This is a genomic window from Dactylosporangium sp. CA-092794 (assembly GCF_050948465.1).
In the GTDB taxonomy this organism is placed as follows: domain Bacteria; phylum Actinomycetota; class Actinomycetes; order Mycobacteriales; family Micromonosporaceae; genus Dactylosporangium.
Genome location: NZ_CP192044.1, coordinates 1,132,073 through 1,154,611 on the forward strand (window position 1 = coordinate 1,132,073; position 22,539 = coordinate 1,154,611).

Annotated in this window: 16 protein-coding genes; 13 read left to right on the plus strand and 3 right to left on the minus strand. The window is 65.8% G+C overall.

Annotated elements, in window-relative coordinates; genetic code table 11:
- Positions 1-14 precede the first annotated feature (14 nt).
- Genes ACQPXD_RS04955 through ACQPXD_RS04970 form a run of 4 tightly spaced genes read left to right on the plus strand, consistent with a single transcriptional unit; the run spans position 15 to position 5,360 of the window.
- Positions 15-2,141 carry a hydantoinase/oxoprolinase family protein gene (locus ACQPXD_RS04955; protein WP_432835246.1) on the plus strand — a complete coding sequence of 709 codons (2,127 nt, stop codon included), beginning with the start codon at positions 15-17 and terminating at the stop codon, positions 2,139-2,141.
- Complete coding sequence (locus tag ACQPXD_RS04960; protein WP_432835248.1) at positions 2,138-3,892, plus strand: hydantoinase B/oxoprolinase family protein; 1,755 nt, start codon at positions 2,138-2,140, stop codon at positions 3,890-3,892. The genes ACQPXD_RS04955 and ACQPXD_RS04960 overlap by 4 nt, the downstream gene beginning before the upstream one ends.
- Positions 3,889-4,812 carry a carbon-nitrogen hydrolase family protein gene (locus ACQPXD_RS04965; RefSeq protein ID WP_432835250.1) on the plus strand — a complete coding sequence of 308 codons (924 nt, stop codon included), beginning with the start codon at positions 3,889-3,891 and terminating at the stop codon, positions 4,810-4,812. The genes ACQPXD_RS04960 and ACQPXD_RS04965 overlap by 4 nt, the downstream gene beginning before the upstream one ends.
- Entirely contained in the window at positions 4,809-5,360 is a 552-nt protein-coding gene (locus ACQPXD_RS04970) for a cysteine hydrolase family protein (RefSeq protein ID WP_432835252.1), read from the plus strand. The genes ACQPXD_RS04965 and ACQPXD_RS04970 overlap by 4 nt, the downstream gene beginning before the upstream one ends.
- Positions 5,361-5,393: 33 nt before the next feature.
- Here ACQPXD_RS04970 and ACQPXD_RS04975 read toward each other — a convergent pair whose 3' ends face one another.
- The 3 genes from ACQPXD_RS04975 to ACQPXD_RS04985 all read right to left on the minus strand — a co-directional run bounded on the left by ACQPXD_RS04975 (position 5,394) and on the right by ACQPXD_RS04985 (position 9,144).
- Positions 5,394-6,161 carry a GntR family transcriptional regulator gene (locus ACQPXD_RS04975; RefSeq protein ID WP_432835254.1) on the minus strand — a complete coding sequence of 256 codons (768 nt, stop codon included), beginning with the start codon at positions 6,159-6,161 and terminating at the stop codon, positions 5,394-5,396.
- Positions 6,162-6,668: 507 nt separating this feature from the next.
- Positions 6,669-7,799: a carboxylesterase family protein gene (locus ACQPXD_RS04980; RefSeq protein ID WP_432835256.1), complete on the minus strand. Its 1,131-nt coding sequence runs from the start codon at positions 7,797-7,799 to the stop codon at positions 6,669-6,671.
- 19 nt (positions 7,800-7,818) lie between these two features.
- Entirely contained in the window at positions 7,819-9,144 is a 1,326-nt protein-coding gene (locus ACQPXD_RS04985) for a hypothetical protein (RefSeq protein WP_432835257.1), read from the minus strand.
- Between the two features lie 316 nt (positions 9,145-9,460).
- On the opposite strand from ACQPXD_RS04985, the gene ACQPXD_RS04990 reads away from it, so the two are divergent.
- From ACQPXD_RS04990 to ACQPXD_RS05030, 9 genes are all read left to right on the plus strand, one after another.
- The gene (locus tag ACQPXD_RS04990) at positions 9,461-11,326 is read left to right on the plus strand and encodes a helix-turn-helix domain-containing protein (protein WP_432835259.1); all 1,866 of its coding nucleotides are present in this window, start codon (positions 9,461-9,463) and stop codon (positions 11,324-11,326) included.
- A gap of 396 nt (positions 11,327-11,722) precedes the next feature.
- Positions 11,723-12,673, plus strand: coding sequence for a phosphotriesterase family protein (locus ACQPXD_RS04995; RefSeq protein WP_432835261.1), 951 nt, complete (start codon positions 11,723-11,725; stop codon positions 12,671-12,673).
- 46 nt (positions 12,674-12,719) lie between these two features.
- The gene (locus tag ACQPXD_RS05000) at positions 12,720-13,514 is read left to right on the plus strand and encodes an enoyl-CoA hydratase/isomerase family protein (protein ID WP_432835263.1); all 795 of its coding nucleotides are present in this window, start codon (positions 12,720-12,722) and stop codon (positions 13,512-13,514) included.
- Positions 13,515-13,633: 119 nt separating this feature from the next.
- Positions 13,634-15,286 (plus strand): thiamine pyrophosphate-binding protein, encoded by a 1,653-nt coding sequence (locus tag ACQPXD_RS05005; RefSeq protein WP_432835265.1) that lies wholly within the window; start codon positions 13,634-13,636, stop codon positions 15,284-15,286.
- A gap of 107 nt (positions 15,287-15,393) precedes the next feature.
- A complete protein-coding gene (locus ACQPXD_RS05010) occupies positions 15,394-17,487 on the plus strand; it encodes an acetate--CoA ligase family protein (RefSeq protein ID WP_432835267.1) in 2,094 nt (697 codons plus the stop codon).
- Positions 17,488-17,580: 93 nt separating this feature from the next.
- The gene (locus tag ACQPXD_RS05015) at positions 17,581-18,489 is read left to right on the plus strand and encodes an amidohydrolase family protein (protein WP_432835269.1); all 909 of its coding nucleotides are present in this window, start codon (positions 17,581-17,583) and stop codon (positions 18,487-18,489) included.
- On the plus strand, positions 18,410-19,417 hold the full coding sequence (locus ACQPXD_RS05020; protein WP_432835271.1) for an LLM class F420-dependent oxidoreductase: 1,008 nt from the start codon (positions 18,410-18,412) through the stop codon (positions 19,415-19,417). Before ACQPXD_RS05015 ends, ACQPXD_RS05020 begins: the two co-directional genes overlap by 80 nt.
- A gap of 98 nt (positions 19,418-19,515) precedes the next feature.
- Entirely contained in the window at positions 19,516-20,217 is a 702-nt protein-coding gene (locus tag ACQPXD_RS05025) for an aldolase/citrate lyase family protein (RefSeq protein WP_432843649.1), read from the plus strand.
- A gap of 954 nt (positions 20,218-21,171) precedes the next feature.
- A complete protein-coding gene (locus ACQPXD_RS05030; RefSeq protein WP_432835273.1) occupies positions 21,172-22,395 on the plus strand; it encodes an ABC transporter substrate-binding protein in 1,224 nt (407 codons plus the stop codon).
- The last annotated feature ends 144 nt before the right edge of the window (positions 22,396-22,539 follow it).

Sequence of the window (22,539 nt, forward strand, 5' to 3'; positions counted from 1 at the left end):
AGGATCCTGGCCGCGTGAAAGCCAACCCGGATTCCACCGAGTCCCCCGGCCCCGCCTGGCGGCTGGGCGTCGACATCGGCGGCACGTTCACCGACGTCATCCTGCTCGGGCCGAACGCCGAGACGCACACCGCCAAGGTGCTGTCGACACCACCCAACTTCGCGCAAGGTGTGGTCACCGCGCTCGACGCGCTGTGTGCCGACGTGGGGGCCGACCCGGCGCATCTCATCGCGGTCCTGCACGGCACAACGGTGGCGACCAACGCCATCCTGGAGGGGGCCGGCGCCCGAACCGGGCTCATCACCACCCGCGGCTTCCGTGACGTGCTCGAGCTCGGCCGGTTGCGCCGCCCCTCCCTGTACGACCTGCAATGGGTCAAGCCCGAACCGTTGGCGGCCCGCCATCTGCGCGTCGAGCTCCCCCTCCGCATCGCCGCTGACGGCAGCGTCCTCGCCGACGCCACCGACGACGATGTGCTCCGGCTGGTCGACTACCTGCTGGCACAGAACGTCCAGGCGGTGGCCGTCTGCCTGCTCAACTCCTACGCCCGGCCGGACGCCGAGCGGCGGGTGGCCGAGCTGGTCCGGGCCCACGCCCCGTCCCTGTTCGTCACCGCCTCGGTCGACGTGTCGCCAGAGATGCACGAGTTCGAACGGACCAGTACCGCCGTCGTCAACAGCTACGTAGGGCCGGTCGTGCATGAGTACGTCGCGGAACTGGTGACCCGGTTCCGCGCTCGCGGAGTCCGGGCACCGCTGCTCGTCATGCAATCCGCCGGTGGTCTTCTCGATGCCGACGCGGTGGTCCGGCAGCCGGTCCAGATCATCGAGTCGGGGCCGGCGGCCGGCGTCATCGCGGTACAGCATCTCGCCCGCAGTCTTGGACTGAGCAACGTCGTCGCGTTCGACATGGGCGGTACGACCGCCAAGGCATCCCTGCTGGAGAACGGCACGCCGTTCATCTCGGCGGACTATGAGGTGGGTGGCGGGATGAACATCGCTCGTGGCCTGAGCAAGGGCGGCGGCTACGTCATCCGGTTTCCCTCGATCGACATCGCCGAGGTCGGGGCCGGCGGCGGGAGCATCATCCACGCCGATACCGCCGGCGCACTGCACGCCGGACCGCACAGCGCCAGCGCCTTTCCGGGCCCGGCCTGCTACGGGCGGGGCGGCGACCGGCCGACGCTCACCGATGCCAACGTCGTCCTGGGATACCTGAGCCCCTCTGGTCTGGCCGGCGGGCGGGTCGAGATCTCGGCGGAGCTCGCCCGCAAGGTGCTGGCGGACGTCGGTGGCGAACTCGGCATCGACGCCGTCGCCGCCGCACGGGGCGCCTACGAGGTGGCGGTGAGCAACATGACCCGGGCCGTCAAGGCGGTCACCAGTGAGCGCGGGCGGGATCCGCGTGATTCGGTGCTGGTCGCCTTCGGCGGTGCCGGGCCGCTCTACGGCGCTTACCTGGCCAAGGCCCTCGGCATCGGCCGCGTCCTGGTGCCACGGTATCCGGGCCTGTTCAGTGCCGTGGGACTGCTGACCGCCGACACCGAACGCCACCTGGTCCGGCCCTTCACCGATCAGCATCAGGATGTCGCGGCCCTGGCCCGCGAGGTGGCGGACATGGAGGCCGCGCTCCGCGCCGACCTGGGCGAGTACCACGCCTCACTCGAGGGCCTGACGACGGAACGGGTGCTGGACATGCGGTACCGCGGACAGCGCTTCGAGCTGCGCATCCCGATGCCGCCCGGCCAGGTCGACGAACGGGCGATGGCCCGGTGCCGGCAGGCGTTCCACGCCGAGCACCGCCGCACCTACGGTCGCTCGGGATCCGACGCCCTCGTCCAGATCGTCAACGTCCGCGTCATTGCCAAGCTGACCAGCGATCTGGCGATTCGTTCCATCCTCACCCCGGATACCGAACCAGTGCGCCGGGAGGACACGACGAGAACATGCCGGTTCGACGAGGAAAGGACCACTCTGGTGACGACACGCGACCGCGTCGCGGGCACGCCGACTCCCGGCCCCGCCATCATCGAGGATATGGACTCCACGGTACTGGTGCCGCCGGGTGCCAGCTATCACCGGGACCCGCTGTCCAACATCGTCATCGACTGGCCCGCCGACGGCAAGGACGAAGCGGCATGACCGGCACGCGCGTCGTCACCGATCCGGTCGTCTTCGAAGTCTTCAAGAACACGCTGTCGGGACTGGCCGACGAGATGGCGATCACGATCCTGCGCACGGCGCACTCGCAGATCGTCGCCGAGAGCATGGACTACTCCGCCGCCCTGTGCGACGCCGACGGCAACGTGGTGGCACAGGCCAACACGATCCCGGTCCACCTGGGATCGATTCCCGAGGCCATGGCCGCGGTCCTGCGCGCCTTCGGCGGTGACCTCGGCGACGGCGACGTCTACATCCTCAACGATCCGGACGACGGGGGCATGCATCTGCCGGACGTGTTCGCGGTCATGCCGGTGTTCGCCCTCGGCGAGCTGGCCGGTTTCGCCGTCTGCGTCGCCAACCATGCCGACATCGGCGGCTGGGCCCCCGGCTCCATGTCGGTGCAGTCGACGACGATCTTCGCCGAAGGTCTCCAACTGCCCCCGACCCGGCTGGTCGCGGCCGGACGGCTCGACGACGGCATCCTGCGCATCATCCTGCGCAACGTCCGTGAACCCGAGCTGTTCCGCGGCGATCTCGAGTCGCAGCTCGCCGCGTGCACCACCGGCGCGGCCGGGATCCGCAGGCTGGCGGCCCAGCACGGACTCGCCGGCTATCGGGTGCTGTGCCACGAGCTGCTGGACTACTCCGACGCGCGGCTTCGGACCGCGCTGGCCGAGGCGACACCCGGCAGCTACGAGTTCGAGGACCACCTCGACGACGACGGCCTCACCGACAAGCCCGTCACCCTCAAAGTCAAGGCCACCTTGTCGGGCTCGGGGCTCCGGTTCGATTTCACCGGAACCTCGCCGCAGGTCGGGTCCGCCCTCAACGCGACCGCTTCGTTCACGAAGTCCGCCTGCTATGCGGCGGTACAGGCCGCCATCGGTGGCGATGTGCCTCCGAACAGCGGCATGTACCGCGCCATGTCGTTCGTCATTCCCGAGGCGTCGATCCTGCAGGGACGACGACCTGCCGCCCGGGGAGCCCGCGGGCTCACCGGCCATCGCCTGCTCGATGTGGCACTCGGTGTGCTCGCCCAGATCTTTCCCGGAAGAATCCCGGCCGGCGGCGACGGCGGGCCGAACTCACTCGCCGTCGGCGTGATCGACGGCGACGGTACATCGCGAGTGGTGTGGGACGTGATGTGCGGATCGTGGGGGGCGCGCGCCGACAAGGACGGCATCGATGGCGCGAGCTCACTCGGCGCCAACCTGGCGAACACCCCGATCGAGGAGCTGGAGCGGTCCGGTCTGGTGCGCATCGAGGGGTACGGCCTGCTGCCGGACACCGGCGGTCCCGGACGGTTCCGGGGCGGGCTGTCGACGTTTCGTGATGTACTGCTGCTGGAGGAGACGGCCCTGCTGCAGGTGCGATCCGATCGCCGGCGGTTCCCGTCGTACGGCCTGGACGGCGGGCTGCCCGGCGCGCCGTCCCTGAACCTGTTGACGACGCCGGACGGCGAGCAGACGCTGCTTGCGACCAAGCCCAGCCTCACCATCGGCGGCGGAACCCGCCACCGTCACATCACGGCCGGTGGGGGCGGCTACGGCGACCCGTACACCCGCGACCCGGACCTCGTCCTGCGCGACGTCATCGCCGAGAAGGTCTCGGTCGCCGGCGCGGCCCGCGACTACGGCGTTGTGGTCACGCCCGACGGCCCCGCCATCGACATGCCGGCGACGGCAGCGCTCCGCGCGAACCGGCATACCGACCGCAAGGAGATCAGGTGACGTTCCCGCTCATCCCACCGCCGGCAGCGCCGCAGCGGCGTCGTGACGTTCGGGTCAGTCTTGTCCAGGCCGCGTTCGAGGTGGCAACGCAGACGCATGATCCCCGCGACCGCAATCTTGCGCACGCCATTACGGCGATCCGCGCCGCCGCACGCAGCGGCGCCGAACTCGTCGTGATCGGTGAGCTGTTCCTGCAAGGGCCGGGGAGCTCCCGCTGGGCCGCATACTATTCGACCCGCCTGGACGGGACGGATCCGCACGTGCACGAACTGGAGAAGCTCGCGGCCGAACTCAACGTCACCGTCCTCATAGGATGCACGTCGTACGGCCCGGCGCTGGATGTCCACAACACCGCCCTGGTCATCTCGCCTGGAGCCGGGCTGTGCGGTACCTATCACAAAGCCCATCTGGCAAGCTTTCCGTATCGCCATGGCCTCTCCGCCGAGCAGTCCTACTACGCTCCCGGCGCCGATCTGACCCCGATTGCCGCTCCCATCGGTCGACTCGGCGTCCACATCTGTTACGACATCTTCTTCCCCGAGGCGGCCCGGACACAGGCGCTGCTTGGGGCCGACCTGCTGATCAATCTTGCCGCCGCCGGCGAGGGATTCGAAGCCTACTGGGATCACCTCACATGGGCCCGGGCCACCGAGAACGGCATGTGGTATCTGATGTCATCCGTCGTCGGCGACAGCCCCGAACGCGGCTACTTCGGCGGGTCGCGGATCATCGCCCCGGACGGAACGACCACGGCGCGAGCCAAAGACACCGTCGAGGACATCGTCACCGCCACCATCGATCTGGACGCCGCGCAGCAGATGCGGTCGCAGCTGCACATGTTCTCGGTCCGCCAGCCGCGGCTCTACCTGCCTATCAGTCGTGCCCGCCGCGGCGGGCACACACCGGGGAGACAACCATGAACCAAGCCCTGCTGGTCGGTGACGTCCAGGCTGGTATCACATCCAGCTATCCGTTCAGTGCCTCAGTCGTCCCGCACATCAGTGCGGTCCTCACCCGGGCGCGTAGCACGGGCATACCAATCGTGTTCGCCGTAGCGGCACTGCGGCCGTCCGGCGCCGACCTGTCACCACGCAACGTGGTCTTCAACCAATTCTTCAGCGCGGCCGAGGTGTTCCATGACGGGGGTCCCGGACCGGTGGTGGACCCCCACCTCGGACGCCGTGAGGATGAACCCGTGGTCGTCAAGCGTCGGGTGAGCGCGTTCCAGGCCACCGAGCTCGACCTGATTCTGCGTGCCGCGGGCGTCGATTCGCTCGCGATCGCGGGCGTGGCCACCAGCGCCATGGTGCTCGCGACCGCACTGGACGCGCTCGACCTGGACTACAGCGTGACGGTCCTGCGGGACTGCTGCGCCGACCCGGAGCCCGATGTGCACGACTTCCTCCTGGGCCGGGTGTTCCCGCAGCGTGGGGCCACCGTAGTGCCGAGCGCGACATGGCTGCCGTGAGCCGCACCTGCCCCGGTGCGCCGGGGACCTCACCTACACGCCGATGGAGATGCTGGCATGGCTCACCGACGGGCTGCTGATGAGTGCCTCGATGATCTCCCGCTGGGCGTCCTGGGTCCGCTCCAGCATCCGCTCGAACGCTACCGCCGGCTCCTGGTTGCTGATCGCGGCGACAATCGCGATGCGTTGGTCTGCGCGGGCGTCCGACCACGGCAGGCCACCGAGGCACAGGCGAAGCACGCGCTCCAGATCGTTGAGGACACCGACGATCGACGCGGCCAGCCGGTCGTTGCCGCACGCGTTCGCGATGATCGCCTGAAACTCGAAGTGGTCGCGCAGGTACCGCTCGACACCGGCGCGGTCCGCCGGGTATCGGACGGCGAGGTTACTCTCCGCGAGCTCCTGCAGCCGCTGCAGCGCCGGCTGGGCGATCGGTCTGCTCGCGGCGAGCTCGGCGGCCTTCGGCTCCACGATCGAACGGAACTCGCACAGGTCCCTGGTCGTCTTCAAGGTCACGGGCTGCACGCCGTAGCCGGCCCGGGGGACCGGGGCGACCAGACCGTCCTGCTGCAGCCGCACCAACGCCTCGCGCACCGGCGTCTTGCTGACACCAAGCTCCTCGGCCAGCTTGAGCTCGGTGAACATGCTGTCGGGGACCAGGTCGAGCTCGATGATCCGGCGCCGGATCGTCTGGTAGGCGAGCTCGGTCTGGTTCGACGTCGACGACAGGCCGGTGAGCAGCGCCGGCAGGTGCGTCATGGTGCCGGCCTCGAACGAGCGCGGAGCTGCCCTTCTCGTCATCGGACGAGCCTCGGCTCGCGTAGAGTCGGCACATCGACCGGCGTGACGTCGTCCCACCGCCGCGAAGCCCAACCGCGGACCGCTCCCCGCATTGACATACCAACCTTCTGAAATGAGATACCAAGGATACCCGTCCAGCACCGGTCCGGTCCAGCGGGTGGGTGGGTCACGGCGCGGGTGCGGTGTCAGACCCGTGCGGCCGTCGCCGCCGGAGTGAACATCACGTACAAAATCCTCTACGTAGGCGCCTCGGCTGCGGATCTGTCCGTCTACGAGGCGATCAACGTGAGGCTCAACACCGAACACGGGGACGCGATCGGTGTCGAGGCCCAGGTAACCACCCGCAACGAGCAGATCCTGATCTATGACCTGTTCGTGCTGGAGGCGGGGGCCGTGTCTTACCAGGTCACCGGCACGATCTCCCAGCAGGTTGAGTTGGACGATTCGCCGCCAGATCGTCCGGATCAGCTTGGCGGCGCGCAGGTCAACGCGGGATCGTCCGCCACCTCACGCACCCTCATCGGTCGCCGGCGTAGGCTCCGCGGCGACCGCGGCAAGGGGATAGAACTGATCCCAGAAGTCGCTGTGGTGGCGCGCACCGAAGCCGTCCCGCATCCGAGGGCCATCGACGGTCAGCTCCATCACGTTGTCGGCGTCCGCGTCGTACACCATCCATTGCGAAAGGCCGCCCGGGCTGCCGGTGCGGGCGAACGCCGTCCAATAGGCCACCATCTGCTCCGCCAGCCTCGCCTGATCCGGCGACAGGTCAGCCGGTGCGCCACAGCCTCCCGCGAAGCGGGGGAAGAGGTATTGCAGCTCCTGCGCGTGCCCCGACTTGTAGGGGAAGGACGCGGACGGCCACGCGACAGGAGAGTCCGGGACGTCCCACTCATAGGCATAGACCGGCACATGGCGTCGCAGGAGGCGGGAGGTCAGCCGGCCGCCCGCGCTGATCGCCCCGCAGTCGCCCAGCGCGGTCGACACCGCCTCGCTCGGGCTGGGATAGTCCGTGACCGGGTAGCGGTCGAGGATCGCGGGCATCGCCGATGCCGGCACGTCGACACCGACCAGCGCGTGGTGACGGAAGGCGGCGAGCAGCGCGGCGATCGACTCGGAATACACGTCAGCCGTGACGACCTGCCCGGTGGCCAGCTCGAGGAGCCCGAGGAACCAGGTGAACTCGTCGCGGTTGGTCCCGTTGATCACGGGGACCTGGTTGAAGCGACCTTCCGCCAGGAGCGGGCCGGGCTGTTCGGGAAGGATCTCGCCGTCGATCACGATGCCGATCTGGTACGGCGTCGCTCCGAGCGGTGCGGTCGCCATCCCGTTCGCGGCGATGAGCTGAGCGGTGGTGAGGGCTCGGAGATTCTCGGCCGTGTGCTCGTCGCAGCCGGCGGCGGCGATGAGCGCCGCTCCCACCGCGGCGGTCTCGTCCAGGGTCGGCAGCTCGATGACCCCTTCGGCGCCGCAGCTCTGCACGATCGCCTTGTGGAACAGACCGGCGGCCGCTGGTGAGACCAGGTGGGCCAGGACGGCGTCGGCGCCGGACGACTCCCCGAACAGCGTGACATTGCCTGGGTCGCCGCCGAAGCCCGCGATATTCGCCCGCACCCACCGCAGCGCGGCCTGCATGTCCATGGCGACGCTCGCCGCCCGATCAGCGGGTTTGCCAGGGCACGAGCTCGGCCTGCAGGTCGGCGGGGCACTCCCAGAGCGCCCGGGTGAGCCGGGCGTTGCTGCCGCTCCAGATCATCGTCAGGCGGGCCGCACCGGCCCGGGTGTCGAGCCCGACCATGGGCTTGGCCTGCTGGTTCAGCCCCTTCAGGCCGAACAGCGCGATCGGTTCGTCCGCCGGCCGCTTCGCCGCCCGCCGCTCGTCCTGCCAGACCTGGAAGCCGGCGGCCAGCCGCCAGGGCGCGCAGTTGCGCAACTGTTCGTACAGCGTGTTGACCCAGGTGTCGGTGTAGCGGGCGTACAGGTAGCTGATCGGGTAGCCGTCCAGCAGCGTGGCGAGGTGGGTGTCGACCTCGACGCCGCAGCGCGTGAGCGCGTCGGCCAGGGCGTGCCGGTCGAGCAGCTCGACGACGGGGCGGGCGTCGTCGGCGTCGGCCAGCTGCCACCGTTGCGTGGTGGTCGCGTCGCGGTGGTTGGTGCTCCACAGCCACGGCAGCCGGTCCCAGCGGTGGTCCTGGTTCGCGCCGATCAGCGCCTCGACGCCGACCACCAGCTCGTCGCCGGCCGCCCGAACGGCGAGCCAGGGCCCGCGCCGGTTCAGGCCGGGCTGGTATCCGGCGAGCACGACGACGGCGCTCTTGACGTACCGGCCGTGCCGGTCGCGCGGGAAGTGGAAGCAGAGCCGGGCATGGTCGAGCTCCGCCTGGTGCGCGTCGAGCACCGGGCGCTGCTCGGGCGGCACCGCGGCGGCGTCGACCCTGTGCCGCACCCGGGCGGCCGCGGCCGCCGCGTGGCGGGCGGCGATCTGCCGGGCGAGCGCGGTGCGCCGGCGGTCCGGATCGGGTGCGGGCGGCGTGCCGCGCAGCGTGTCGCGGTAGCCGTGCCACAGCCGGATCGCGTCGACCACCGCCTCCTCGGTGCCGACGAGCTGGCGGGGCGCCCAGACGGCCCGCGGATCGCCGGGGCCGTCGCCCCGGCCCTCCAGCGTCGCGATCTCGAAGGCGAGGTCGCCGTCGAGGTCGTACTCCAGGTCCACGTCGCGGACCCAGGAGTGGCCGTCGGCGGACAGCCCGCCCTCGCCGGGCGGCACGATCCGGCGCGCCGCCACGACGGTGACCTGCGTCAGGCCGGTGCCGATGGGCTCGTTGACGATGAGGCCGGTCAGGCCCTCGGGTATCGAACCGTACAGGTCGTAGTACGGCACGAGCGGGCCGAACGCGGCCTCGATGCCGAACTCGCGCAACCGCGCCGACACGCCCGCGAGCAGCTGCTGGCGGCGCGAGCGGTACCGGTCGAGGGGCTGGGACACGCCGCAATCCTGCCATTCCGTCGTCGTGTTCGACGTCGAGGCCGCCTGCGCCGATGGCCAGCAGTCCCGGGCCGAGCGCGGCGCGGACCGCCAACCGCCACCACACCCGCAACGCCAACCGCCCACTGGCCCTACTCGGCCAGCTAACGACTTTTCGCGGCCGGGGTTGACCCTCCGTCGAGTACGAGACCATCATGACGACACCTCCGCCTCAGGCGGTCTGGCCGGACCGGTCACCTATCGGTGCCGTCGTCCCGGGTGATTGGGTGTCGTGCCTGTCGGCTTGAAGCAGGCGAACGACAACAGGGAGTGGCGAATGCACTACACAACCCAGCTGCTCTCCATGCTGCTCGAGGGAGGAAGCCGTAGCGAGCTTGACGCGGTCCTTCTTGAGGCGGCCGCCGACGAAACGATCTCGGAACACGCGCTGCAAGAAGTTCGGCAACATCACGACATCGTTGCTCGCCTGCGCGACCAGTTCGTCTACCAGCAGGCGCGAGAAGCGGAACTGTCGGCACTCGTCGAAACCGCGAAGGACCTCGGGCAGATTCGCGACCTCGACCGCATTCTTGGAGCGATCGTGGCGCGGGCGCGTCGTCTCTTGCAGGCTGACATCACCTTCATAGCCCTCAACGACGAAGACGGTTCGGTCTCCCGCATGCGCGTCGCGGACGGCGCGCTGACGCCCGTGTTCTATCAAATTCAATTTCCACCGAACACAGGCCTGTTGGGCCGGGTTGCGAGAACAGGCGAGCCGTACTTCACGGACGACTACCTCGCCGACAGCCGTTTTCAGCGCAGTCGGTGGATCGACGACGCGGTTGCTCCTGAGCAGATCCGGGCGCTTCTGGGTGTTCCGCTGGTGGTTGACCGCAAGGTCATCGGAACCCTTCTCGCCGGTCACCGTCGTGTGCGCAGGTTTCCGCCGTCCGAGGTTGCGCTCTTCTCAGCCTTTGCTGCTCACGCTGCGTTGGCCGTGGAGAACGCGCGTCTCCTCGACGACGCTAAGACTGCCGTCGCCGCCGTCGATGCTGCCAACGCGAAGCTCCGCGCCCAGAACGACGCCATCGAGCATGCGGCTCTGGCACATGACCAGTTGACGCAGGTCCTCGCACTCGGTGGAGGTGTCGACGGCATCGGAGCGGTGCTGGCCGCGAGCCTGGACGGAGCGGTCAGCATCTATGACAGCGAGTTCGCGCGCCTTCTCGGTCCTCCGGACCTAGTGACCGAAGACCGTCTCCACGCCGCGACGGAAGGCGACGGTGCGCGGTGCATCAAAGTGGACAACAATACGTGGATCGCTCGGGCAGCTGCCACGGATGAGCACCTTGGGACCGTGGTGCTGCGCCGTGACCGAGATCTCAGTGCGTCTGAGATTCGCACCTTGGAACGTGGCGCGTTGGTCGTCGCCTTGGTTTTGCTGTTTCTCCGTGTCGAGGCGGAAGCGGAGCTCAGGGTACGCGGGGACCTGCTGAGCGACATTCTTACCCCGACTGCCGTGGATCCGGAGCGCCTGACCGAACTCGCGCGTAGACACGGCGTCCTCCTTGGCGCGGGCGTGTCCATCGCCGTGGCTCACCCACTTGGGGGGTTGAAGTCCGAAAGCCAGGCTTCTCGCGCAGCCGCAGCGCTGGCGTCCGAGGTGAAGGGGCTCGGCGGTGTGCACGAGCGTTCGATCGTCGTGCTGGCGGCTACGCCTCCTCGAATCCTTGGTCAACGTGTCGCCCAACGCTTTGCCGGCGCGACGGTCGGCGTCGCAGCGTGTCGGGACGGCGTCCAAGGCGTACGGGAGGCCTACCGCGACGCCGCGCAAACGATGACGGCGCTGCTGCGGCTGGGTCGAGAAGGCGACGTGTGCGACTCCGCGGACCTTGGTCTCACTCGCCTACTGCTCGGCGAATACAGCGCGGAGGACCTTGACCATTTCCTGGTGAGCGTGCTCGGTCCGCTACTCGAACACGATAGCAAGCGAGGAACTCAACTCCTTGAAACGCTTGCCACATGGTTCTCGACAGGCGGTTCCATTCAGGAGTGCTCGAGGAGGCTCCACGTTCACGCCAACACCGTCAAACAGCGACTCGAACGCGTCGGCGTTCTGTTGGGGCCTACGTGGCGCGACCCCGAGCGGCGCGTTGACCTGCAGGTCGCGATCCGCTTACACCGCTTGCGAGCGCATGGCTAGAACGACATAGGGACACGCTCATCTGTGTACCACCAAGCCACTGCCTGAACCCGCATGCCGTTCTAACGTCGTTGACGCCGAAGCAGTTGTCCCCTCGGTTCGTAGGGGCCGGGTTTGAGCAATTAGGGGAGTCGGCGTGGCGAACTTGCGGCGTGACTCGTTCCAGGGTGGCGGCCTTGCGGTTTTGCGCTTACCGCGCTGAAAGCCTTGGTCGCACCGATGGGGAACGAGATAAACCTGCTCGACCAGTATTCCTGTCGCGCTTGCGGTTGTCCTTGCTGCGAAACGCCTGAACGCGTACAACATGAACGCGCAATCATCCACAAGGGGCTAAATGGATGGAACTCCATCCAAGTTCGGGACGATTCTGGCGCACCCTTGAAAGGTTGAATTGCCGTGTATGAAGTTCAGACCGCGCGGGGACCCGTGCCGACAGACCAACTAGGCGCCACGCTCATGCACGAACACATCTTCGTTAGAAACGCTGAGCTCGAAGAGAACTTTCCGATAGCCAGGTGGGACGAGGAACGAGCCCACGAGACGGCGGTCGAGGGGCTGAATCGACTCCACGACAAGGGCATCCGGACGATCGTCGACCTTACGGTCATGGGGCTGGGAAGGTCTATTCCGAGAATTCAGCGTATCGCAAGGGCAGTAGATGTAAACATTGTACTGGCGACGGGCTACTACACCGCGCGTGACCTGCCCGGATACTTTCAGCACCACGGGCCCGGTCGTCTCGTCGATATGCAAGACCCGCTGGAGAAGACATTTCTTCGGGATATCCAGGTCGGAATCGGTGAAACCGACCTGAGAGCCGGCGTGATCAAGGTCGTTACCGATGAGCCAGGGCTGACGCCAGACGTTCAGCGTGTGATGCGCGCCGCGGCATGCGCCCAAATGGAAACCGGCGTGCCTATCAGCACCCATACGAATGCTCAGGCGCGAACCGGCCTGCTGCAACAGGAATTCTTCCGTCAGCAGGGCGTGGACCTGACGAGGGTTGTGATCGGACACTGCGGAGATACCACGGATGTCGACTACCTGATGGAGCTCATGGATAACGGCTCGTCGATTGGGCTCGACCGTTTCGGTGTCGACTGGGTCCTCCCTGACGATGAACGGATCGCCACGGCTGTGCGGTTGTGCGAGCTCGGATATGCGGATCGGATTACCCTTTCTCACGACGCTGCCTTCTTTCTGGTCAATTCGCCGCCCCGTCCGCGATGGACCCACTTCCGCATTTCTGACGAGATCTTGCCCGCTCTCCGTACCCGTGGCGTGAGCGAGAATACGCTGCAACAGATCATGGTCGACAACCCCGCGCGGATTTTGGGTGCGCGGTGAAGACGACTTATGCCCGCCGCGTCAATTCGGTCGTTGGAGCTTCTTGATGGCAGATACAGCCCGCGAAGTCTCGGATGTGCGCGCCGATCGGTCGGGGCACGTACTTGTCGTCCAGGTCGATCGCCCGTCAGCGCGAAACGCGTTCAGGTGGGAAACATGGACCGAACTGAACGCCCACCTGGCGGCCGGAGAAGCTGATCGCAGCGTGCGCGCCGTTGTCCTGACCGGGGCGGGTGGCGTCTTCTCATCCGGCGGCGATGTCAAGACCAGCGCTGCGGGTGGAACTGGCGTAATGGCGCCGGTGGCGAGACTTCAGCACGCTCATTCGGCACTTCGGTCGCTGGTCAACATGACGACGCCGGTCCTGGCGGCTATTGAAGGCTACGCGGTCGGAGTTGGTTGGAGCCTGGCTCAGGCCTGTGACCTGATCATCGCCGCCGAGGACAGCTACCTTTACGCACCCTTTCTCGAACGCGGTCTCGTGCCGGACGGCGGACTCGCATGGTGGCTCACCCGAAATGTCGGGCACCAGGCCGCCTTTGAGGCGCTTGTACTCGGTGGCCGGATCGCGGCGCCGGACGCTTTGCGTCGCGGGCTCATATCCCGGACGACCCCCAGGGGAGACGCGCTGCGTCACGCCGTCGAGATGGCCGAGGAGTTGAGCAAACTCCCGCCCGACACCGTCGCTCGTACGAAGCGCATGTTGCGTACCGCGCAGACCGACACCTTCCCCGCGTTCCTCGAGACGGAACTCATGAGCGCGGCCCTGAACGCGTATACCGACGCGCCTGACGAGGGGCGACGAGCCTTCAGCGAAGGACGCCAAGCCAAGTTTGGCTAGGAGCGATCCGTCGCCGGGTCGGGTGCTTCGAAGTGACGTCCACACGGGAGCTCCGGCGGCTTCTCAAAATGGGCGCACCCACGCAGGCCAAACGATCGAACCGTTGGAGAGGAAACCAATTGAATACGTCGGCGAATATCGCCACAACCATGATGACGGGGCACGCGGCGATGGCGCGAACGCTTGCCGACTGTGGCGTCGACACGATGTTCGGCGTCCTCGGTGACGCCAATATGTATTACGTGTCGGAGTTCCTCAAGCTTCCCGACACGCACTACGTCGGCTCCGCGATCGAGAGCGGGGCTCTGGGCATGGCGGACGGCTACGCGCGTACGACCGGTCGCGTCGGCGTGGCCTCGGTCACGCACGGCCCCGGCGCCGCGAACTGCATCAACGCCATCATCGAAGCCGTACGGGCGCGCACCTCGTTGGTCCTGCTTTGCGCGGACCCGCCTCCCGTGAAGCACTATCCCCAGGAGATCGACCTTCCCAGTCTCTTCGGCGGCACGGGCGCCCGGTACCACGTAGTGCTGGCCCCCGAGCATCTGGTCGAAGACATCGAGTCCTGCATCGCGTTGGCCAGCCGCGCGCGGGTACCCGTCGTGCTGAACGTTCCGTGGAGGATCGCGGACGGAGAAGTTCCCTACCAGCCGCAGAGTCCGGTGGGGCCGACGATCCGCGGTGGTAATCCGTCGCTCGACGATCTCGACGAGGCGCTTGGCGTCATCCTGAGCGCGCGGCGACCGCTGGTGGTGGCGGGGCGTGGCGCTGTGGAAGCGGGGGCGGGTCCCGCCCTGTCCCGATTGGCGGACCTCCTCGGCGCTCCGCTCGCTACAACCGCCGGCGCCAAGGACCTTTTCAAGGGCCATCCGTACAATCTCGGCCTGACGGGCGATGTGTCTGCGGCGTGGGCGTTCGACGTCATGAATGAAAGCGATTGTGTCATCGCGTTCGGCGCGAGTCTCACGCAGTTTTCGACATCGAACTACTCCCTGCTCCGCAGCCGCCGGGTGGTTCGATGTGACACAGATCCGACCAAGTTCGGACTGTACTGGCGCGCCGACGTCAATCTCTGTTTCGACGCGCGGGCCACTGCCGAGGCGATGATCGGGCAAATCGAAGCCGCTGGCACGGCCCCGTCGCCATTCCGGATCAACGCTTTGGGAGAGGGAACGCTGTCCCGGAATCCCCGCGAGGAATTCGTAGATCAAAGTTCGAGCGAATTCATCGACATGCGTGCTGCGATGGTACAGCTTGAGGAGCTGCTCCCGGCGAACAAGACGCTCGTCTCGGATGGAGGACGTTTCAAAATCGCCCCGTGGCGCTACCTTCACGTCGAGGACAGCAAGCGGTTCGTGCAGACCCTCGGCGCATGGGGATCGATTGGTCTAGCCATTCCCGTGGCCATCGGCAGTGCAGTCGCGTTTCCCGGCGACTTGACCGTATGTGCCTGCGGTGACGGCGGCGCCATGATGAGTCTCATCGAATTCTCAACGGCCGTCCGGCAGGGTTTACGGCTGGTACTGATCGTCATGAACGACGGAGCCTACGGTCCGGAAGTTGTGAGGCTCCAGGCCAGGGGATACGACCCCGCACCCAGTCTCATCGCTTGGCCAGAGTTCGCTGCGGTGGCCGAAGCCATGGGCGGACATGCACGTACTGTTCGGTCCGTGGCCGACTTGGTCGGTCTCCGCGAGCTGATCGCCGATCTCGATCGCCCGCTGCTGATCGACTTCAAGTGCGATCCGTTCGTGGATCCTCGCGTGTTCTAGTTCGGCGCTGGTTCTGTGCGCGGCGAAACACGGCGCAGTTCGGCGACCACCTCTGATAGATAACCGCAAGTCGGGCGGGCCGGAAAGTGTGGGCGAATATGAGAAATGTGACGGATGGCAAACTGCATTCTCTGCTCGAACCGGAGGGCATTGTCGTCTACGGCGTTTCGACACGTGCGGCCACTCCTGGCCACCGTATTATGCGATATCTTCAAGAATACGGTTTCTCAAAGCGTGTGGTCGGTGTCAGCCGCACGGCTGAAGAAGTGGCCGGCTTTCCCTGTGTGCCGGGCCTTGAGGATCTCGAAGGTGACGCACCTGAGCATGCTGTCGTCGTGGTACCCCAGAACGTCGTCGCGGAGGCCCTCCGCGATTGTGGCAGGCGCGGCGTAAAGACGGTGTCGGTGCTTGCCGCCGGCTATTCGGAACTGGGCAATTCTGGCCGTCAAATGGAGGTGGAGCTCACCGACATCGCTGCGGAATATGGGATGAGGGTTCTCGGGCCGAATTGTCTGGGAGTCGTGAACGCTCATACCGGGATGGTTGCCTCAGCCGGAACTGCGTTCGAGGTGACTCGGGTGATCCTCGGGCCCGTGAGCATCATTAGTCAAAGCGGGCTGGTAGGGACATATATCGCATCTCGCCTGCTTGATCAGAAAATCGGTATCCGATACCTCATCAGCACGGGCAATGAGGCGGACATCGACTTGGGTGAAGCCCTCGGTGCGGTGGGACGGGACTCGCACACGGACACCATCGTCATCTATGCCGAGGGACTGCGGAACGGTCCGCGTTTTGTCGACGGTCTGAGGACCGCACGCCAACTCGGCAAGCAGGTCATCGTACTGAAGGTGGGACGTACAGAAGTCGGCGCCGCCGCTGTCAGGTCCCACACTTCAGCCCTTGCCGGCGACGACGCGGTCTTCGATCACATGCTCGAGCGCTTGGGTGCCATGCGCGCCCACTCGATCACGGAAGTGACTGAAGCTGTCTCCCTGGCCTGTGATCGGAGCGCGGCACGAACGAGCGGGACCGACCGGATCGGAATCCTGACTATCTCCGGGGGGCTGGGCGCCATCGGGTCGGAGTTGCTCGTGGATCGAGGCTTTTCAGTTCCGCCCATGCCTCATGCGGTCCAGCAGGCGATGCGGGGTCTGCTTCCCTACTGCACTCCGACGAACCCTATCGATGCCACCGGGCAGATCGTCAGCGAGCCTGAGAAGTTTGCGGAGTTCCTGGCGATGACGGCTGACTCCGGATCGGTTGACGTCCTGTTCGTCCTGCTCGCATACGCGGGAGTTGGGCCATCGTTCCCCGTGCTGCGCCTTGGCATCGAGCAGATCGCGCGGTCGGGACCGCTGCGAGTCGTGTTGGTCGGGCAGTTCGGGGCTCGTGATCGGCAGGAACTGCGAGGGGCCGGCGTCTTGGTGGTCGATGAAATTGAGGATGGTGTGCGGTGGCTCGAGGTGCTCCGCAAGCTTCGGCGAGCGGAATCTCGAGCGAACGGCGTCGTTGAGCTTGTTCTGCCGCGCGGCCGTGCGACGGCCGGGCAACCCATCGACGAAGCGCGTGCCATGACGCTCCTGGCCGAATGCGGCGTCCCGGTTGCCCGCTTCGCCGTGGTGGACGCGGCTCGCGATGCACCTGGCGCGGCGGACCGCCTTGGCTTCCCCGTGGTGTTGAAGCGACTGGAGCCGGGCGTCGTACACAAGTCCGACCTGGGCCTGGTTCGTGTCCGCCTCGAAGATCAAGACAGTGTCGCTGCGGCCGCGGACGAGCTTGAGCAACGAGGCTCATCCGAAGGCCGATTCCTCGTGCAGGAGATGGTGCCGGGACCCCGTAACGAGTTGATCGTGTCAGCGTGGTACGACGACGTATTCGGACTCAGCTTTTTGCTCGGTTTCGGAGGCGTGCTCGTCGAACTCCTCCACGATCGCACAATTATGCTACCCCCGCTCTCAGCAGACGTCATCCGAGATGCCGTCGGAAGACTGCGGGGCGCTCAACTCTTCTCGGGTTATCGGGACCGGCCGGCCATCGATACGAGCCAGGTTCTTCGTGTGCTGGAGAAATTGCACGAATTTCTCATGAAGAACGATGACATCGTCGAGGTCGAGCTAAACCCGGTGCTCTTCGGAACCGCCGACGATTCGCCGGTTGCCGTTGATGCCGTCCTCCGCTCAAGGCTTGACCGCCCTTAGGCGCCGGTGTTCACCTGTGGAGCCCTTGTCGTAGATTGCACGAAGCATCTACACCGTCATTTTGTTGGTACCGAGGAACTGTAGGAGTTTGCAATGTACGAGGGTCCGGTGATTGATGCGTTCTTCCATCTCGGATGGACCAATAACGGGCCTGATGCTCCAACTGACCGGGAGACCTGGATGAACGACCCGATGAGAAGCCGGGTGATGCGTACGTTCGGTCAGGCAGGCATGGAATCCCGAACTAGCGAGGAGAGCATTGGTGACACCATCGGACTGATGGAAGACGCCGGTGTCGAGCTCGCGGTTCTCCAGGCGGGGCTCTTCTATTCGGGGTCGGCGGACGACGTCGAGGCGGCAGTCGCCAAGCATCACCACGTTGTTAGCACGACGGATAAATTCACCCATATCGGCACGATTCTGCCACCCCGGCAGGGGCCCGCAAGCTATTGGGACCTTCTGGAGAATCCTCGGTTGATTGCAGCGCACAAGGATCGGTTCGACATCCGGGGAATTCACATCATGCCGAGTCCCTGGGGAACGCCACCGAATGACAAGTGGTTTTACCCTTTGTATGCGAAGTGCGTCGAACTTGATCTTTGCGTCTTCTCCTACGTCGGTATGCCGGGGCCACTCTGGCCGACGTATCCGAACTATCCGCTGCACCTTGACGACGTCTGCATCGCCTTTCCGGAACTTCGGGTCGTAGCGCACCACATCGGTGACCCCTGGGTGGAAATGATGACACATCTGGCGGCCAAACACCGAAATCTTTACATCTGCACGTCTGCATGGTCTCCCAGGAGATACCCTTCGGAACTCGTGAAGTTCATGGCTGGCAGATGGCACGGTCAGGCGGGGGCCGACAAGGTGATCTTTGGAAGCGACCATCCACTGCTCCATATGACCAAGACTGTGCGAGATGCTCGAAACCTCGATCTCCCCGAAGCGGTCGTCGAAAAGTTCATGTATTCAAATATCAAGGCGTTGCTCGCACGGTGACTCATTCGCGGGTGGTCTCGACGGATCAATCTCAACCGGTGTCGGCGGCCTACCGTTGGCGCTAGGTATTGACGAAAGGTGTCATTTGAAGGTTGGCATTTTCACATACTTGACGGACTACGGGCCCAGCCCGATAGACGTTGGCCGCGCCGTGGAGCTCCACGGCTTCGAGTCGCTCTATGTTCCGGAGCACACGCACATTCCTGCGATTGGAAGTAGCTCGTGGCCGGGCGGCGGGACGCTCCCTCGTCGCAACGTCCGAACCTTGGATCCTTTCATTGCGCTGACGGCAGTAGCGTCGACCACCGAGCGGCTTCGGGTGGGGACCTGCGTGTCGTTGGTCGCGCAACGGGATGCAATTATCCTGGCGAAAGAGATCGGAAGCTTGGACCGCATCGCGCCGGGACGTTTCGATTTGGGGGTCAGCCCCGGCTGGAACGCTGAAGAGGCCGCCAACCACGGGGTAACCAAGCACCGGACCGCCAGGATGCTTGAAACAATCGAGGCGTTACGTGCCATCTGGGCCGGCGACCCTGCCGAATTTCACGGACGCTTCATTGACTTCGACCCAATCTACTCATGGCCAAAGCCTCGCGGCGATGTTCCGATCTTCGTGGCGGGGGGTGGACCGACGGTCCTGGAGCGGGTCCTGTCGCACGGCGACGGTTGGATTCCGCCTCGCTTCCCACTGTCGGACCTGCCCGCGGTGAGCGCTCGTATCCGCGAGTTGCGCGATCGAGCGGGCGAGCAAGGACGCGAACTCAGCGTCACCGTGTATGGGGCAGCGAACAGCGCAGCCGGTCTCGAGGCGTATGGCTCCGCCGGCGTCGATCGTGTGCTCCTCGAGCTCGAGGATCACGGAGGCGATCACGCGGCCGCATTCCGGCAACTGGACGATCTAGCACGTCTCTTGCGGGATCGCCGATGAAGACTGCGAGCCGTTGCGGGCGAGCGGACGACCAACGAAGCACGGCTGAGCGCACAGAAGGGAGAGGGGAGATGATCTTCAGCGGTTCGGGCGCGACCATGCCTAGTCGGGCTGCTCCGGCTCTGGGTGTGTGGTCCCTCATCGCGTCGGTAGATGTGTTCTATGCGCTTTGCTTGAGGGCACCCGATTTCGTCGTCCTCGACTGGGAGCACGGAAGCTGGAGCGCTCCAGACACGGATGTCGCGGTTCAACTCGCTGGACGCATGGGGATCGCGACCGTTGTCCGCTGCTCGGGCCCCGGTCAGCACGAGGTGCAGCGCGCGATAGATACAGGCGCTCAAGCCATCCAGGTGGCGGGCCTGCACGACGCCTCCGCGCTTGATGAGTTGGTCATTTCCTACTGCGAGCCCCCTCGCGGTCGACGTGGGTACTCCCCGTGGACATATCGCGCTCTTGGAGTAGGTGGGCCGTTTCCCGCGTCCCCGTTGCTGATCGCCCAGGCCGAGTCAGAGGCAGTTGCGAGGCTTCTTCTCGACGACGATGGGGACCGGTGGCCGGAGATCGGTGGCGTCTTCGTAGGGCGTTACGACCTCAGCGTCTCGATCGGCGAGCCGGGACGAATCGCTGCTGCAGGAGTACTTGATGTCGTCGCAAAGCTTGCCCAGCACTCGTCAGTTTCCGGTCGCTTGCTCGGGACAGTCGCAGTCGACCACGAGGACGCCGAGCGCGTCATGGCCCTTGGCTCCGTCTTCACCTCTGTTGGATCGGACAGGGACCTGCTGGTGCGCGGCTCCGTATAACAAGATAACAAGGGCCAAATGGCCCGAGTCGGCCGCGAACCGCAGATAGTCGGTTCACACATCCGGCGGCCGAGCGCGGTCGGCTTCCGGCCGATCCTGGACCTCCCGGTCTGCACACCCTGGTCGATCCCGGCCGGGCCCGGCCCGCAACGCGGGCAGCATCCGCGACGCTCGTGAGCGCCAGCAGCGCGCCGGCCACCTGACCGGGCCACACCCGGGCGCCAGCTCACCGGCGGCGGCCGACATCGGCAAACCCCGAATCCGCGAGGACGGCACCCGCCCGGCGTGCGCGGCGGCGACCGCACCGGCCGACATCGCCACCTGGCGTGTCCTGCACGGTCTGGCCGCCTGTGCCGCCGTGCACTCTCCTACCTGGATACCGCCGCCAAGCACGGGCAAGACAAGCCCACCGTTCGTCGAACGGCACCGACTGCCGAGTAGCCGCTCAAGGTGCCGCACTAGATCGACGTTTCCGCGCGAATTGGGGCGTCCCGGCGTTTCGCCGCCTCGCCGCCGGATTTACGCCCGATGGAGTCCAAACCGTAATGCACCGCCGAGTGCCATCAGAGCCGGTCCAGTGTCGCAATTCGCCGTCCCACGCGATGCGCGAACCATGTCCCTCCGGGACACCCAGTGACTTCATGTATGTCGGTTTGGCCATGGCGACGTCGGCGAACCCGATCTAGTGTGCAGACGGTGGAACACAACGGTAACCGGAGGTTCACGTGAACTGGGCCCCGTTGTGGGAGCCAATTCAGTCTGTACCGGCGGTTGCCCGGCTCGTTCCAGACGCCTCGCACCACCCGAAAGGCCGGGGAACCCGGCATCCAGCCACCTGACGCTTTGCCCAACGAGAACACCCCTAAGCACCCGCGTGTCCCGGTCAGCCGCGGCGCAATTCCCGGACCTAGCCGATGCAGGCCAGGGAAAGTGTTCACGATTCAAGGAGACCCAATGAAGGTGCGCAAGCGCGGTTCCAACGTCCGCTACGCAATCGGCTTATCTACTGTTCTGATCATGGGATCGCTCGCCGCGTGTTCGTCCGCCGGCGGCTCGGATGGTTCCGCCACGGGTGCCACGAAGGGTGACCCGATCGAGGTCCTGCAGACCGGCACCGTCGATAGTCCAATTCTCAGTGTTCCGGGTACGCAGATCGGCGGGGAGGTCGCGGTCGCGGCAATCAATGCGGCGGGCGGAATCAATGGACGCCCACTGAAGGTTGAGTTCTGTGACGACAAGTCGAACCCGTCCCTGGCGTCACAGTGCGTGCAGAAGGCCATGTCGAACGGGGCGGTCGCGCGGGTCGGCGGCTATGGCGTAAACGGAAATACAATTCTTCCGATCCTCGACAATGCGAGCATGGCAGACTTCGGCGGCTACCCGGCCACGCCGGTCGAAAACTCAAATCGAGTGTCATTCCCACTCGCAGCCGGTGCAAACATTTATGCGGGCTTCGGTGGGTTGGCTAAAGCGATGCACTCGGATGCACAGAAGTACCTCGTCGTGAACTCGGTCCTGAACGGTGTGGAAAAGCGTATTGAAATTGTCGACAAGAGCATGCAGGCGGCAGGTCTTGAGAGACTGAGCGGTGTAACCGTGCCAAGCAATACTGCCGACCTGTCGTCGATTGTCGGGCAGATCAAGCGGGCCGACCCCGATATCGTGATCGGCCTGCTGAGCCCGTCGGATCTGACGAAGTATTGGTCGGCCGCCAACGCCCTTGGCCTGACCAAGCCGCTCATGACGCAGACGAGCGGGCTTACGCCTGACGTGTTGAAGACGGCTGGTTCCGGACTGGCGTGGACAAGTTTCGCCACGGGATACCCGTCCTACAACGGCTCGGCACCAGGAGCTGCCGACTTCCGTTCCCAGATGGCGAAGTACGCACCTGGCAAGGAGCTCACCCTCGATGCTTGGGGGCCCTGGGTCGCGATGAATGCTCTCGCCTCGATCCTCCGGTCGATGAGTGGGCCAATCAACAGTGAGACCGTCCTGGCCGCGGTGAAGGGCACCAACTGTTTGAACGCCGCGTACCTCAAGTGCCTCGACTTGTCGAAGCCAGGCCCGCTCTCCGATTCGCCAGCGCTCCGCGTGGGCACGGTCTATCTGCTCACGGCCAAGGACGGTCAGTTCTATCCGACCGACTTCTCGGCCAGCATCTTCCCGGGCAGCAAGTAGGGACTGCGCAAATCGCCGGAAGGTCCGCTGTCGCGAGCGGACCTTCCCCAGGAGGTCTCTGGACGAAGCGGCGACGGTGCTCGCACCATGAGAGTTAGGCGGGGCACAGCGGCCGTCCCATCGAGACGCGATTGGCGGACCGTT

Excerpts from the sequence above, each read along its gene's own strand:
- ACQPXD_RS04980 (WP_432835256.1), bottom strand. The coding sequence starts at position 7,799 with ATGGACATGCAGGCCGCGCTGCGGTGGGTGCGGGCGAATATCGCGGGC.
- ACQPXD_RS04990 (WP_432835259.1), top strand. The coding sequence starts at position 9,461 with ATGCACTACACAACCCAGCTGCTCTCCATGCTGCTCGAGGGAGGAAGC.
- ACQPXD_RS04970 (WP_432835252.1), top strand. The coding sequence starts at position 4,809 with ATGAACCAAGCCCTGCTGGTCGGTGACGTCCAGGCTGGTATCACATCC.
- ACQPXD_RS05030 (WP_432835273.1), top strand. The coding sequence starts at position 21,172 with ATGAAGGTGCGCAAGCGCGGTTCCAACGTCCGCTACGCAATCGGCTTA.
- ACQPXD_RS05020 (WP_432835271.1), top strand. The coding sequence starts at position 18,410 with ATGCTCGAAACCTCGATCTCCCCGAAGCGGTCGTCGAAAAGTTCATGT.
- ACQPXD_RS04960 (WP_432835248.1), top strand. The coding sequence starts at position 2,138 with ATGACCGGCACGCGCGTCGTCACCGATCCGGTCGTCTTCGAAGTCTTC.
- ACQPXD_RS04975 (WP_432835254.1), bottom strand. The coding sequence starts at position 6,161 with ATGACGAGAAGGGCAGCTCCGCGCTCGTTCGAGGCCGGCACCATGACG.
- ACQPXD_RS05025 (WP_432843649.1), top strand. The coding sequence starts at position 19,516 with ATGCCTAGTCGGGCTGCTCCGGCTCTGGGTGTGTGGTCCCTCATCGCG.
- ACQPXD_RS05000 (WP_432835263.1), top strand. The coding sequence starts at position 12,720 with ATGGCAGATACAGCCCGCGAAGTCTCGGATGTGCGCGCCGATCGGTCG.
- ACQPXD_RS05015 (WP_432835269.1), top strand. The coding sequence starts at position 17,581 with ATGTACGAGGGTCCGGTGATTGATGCGTTCTTCCATCTCGGATGGACC.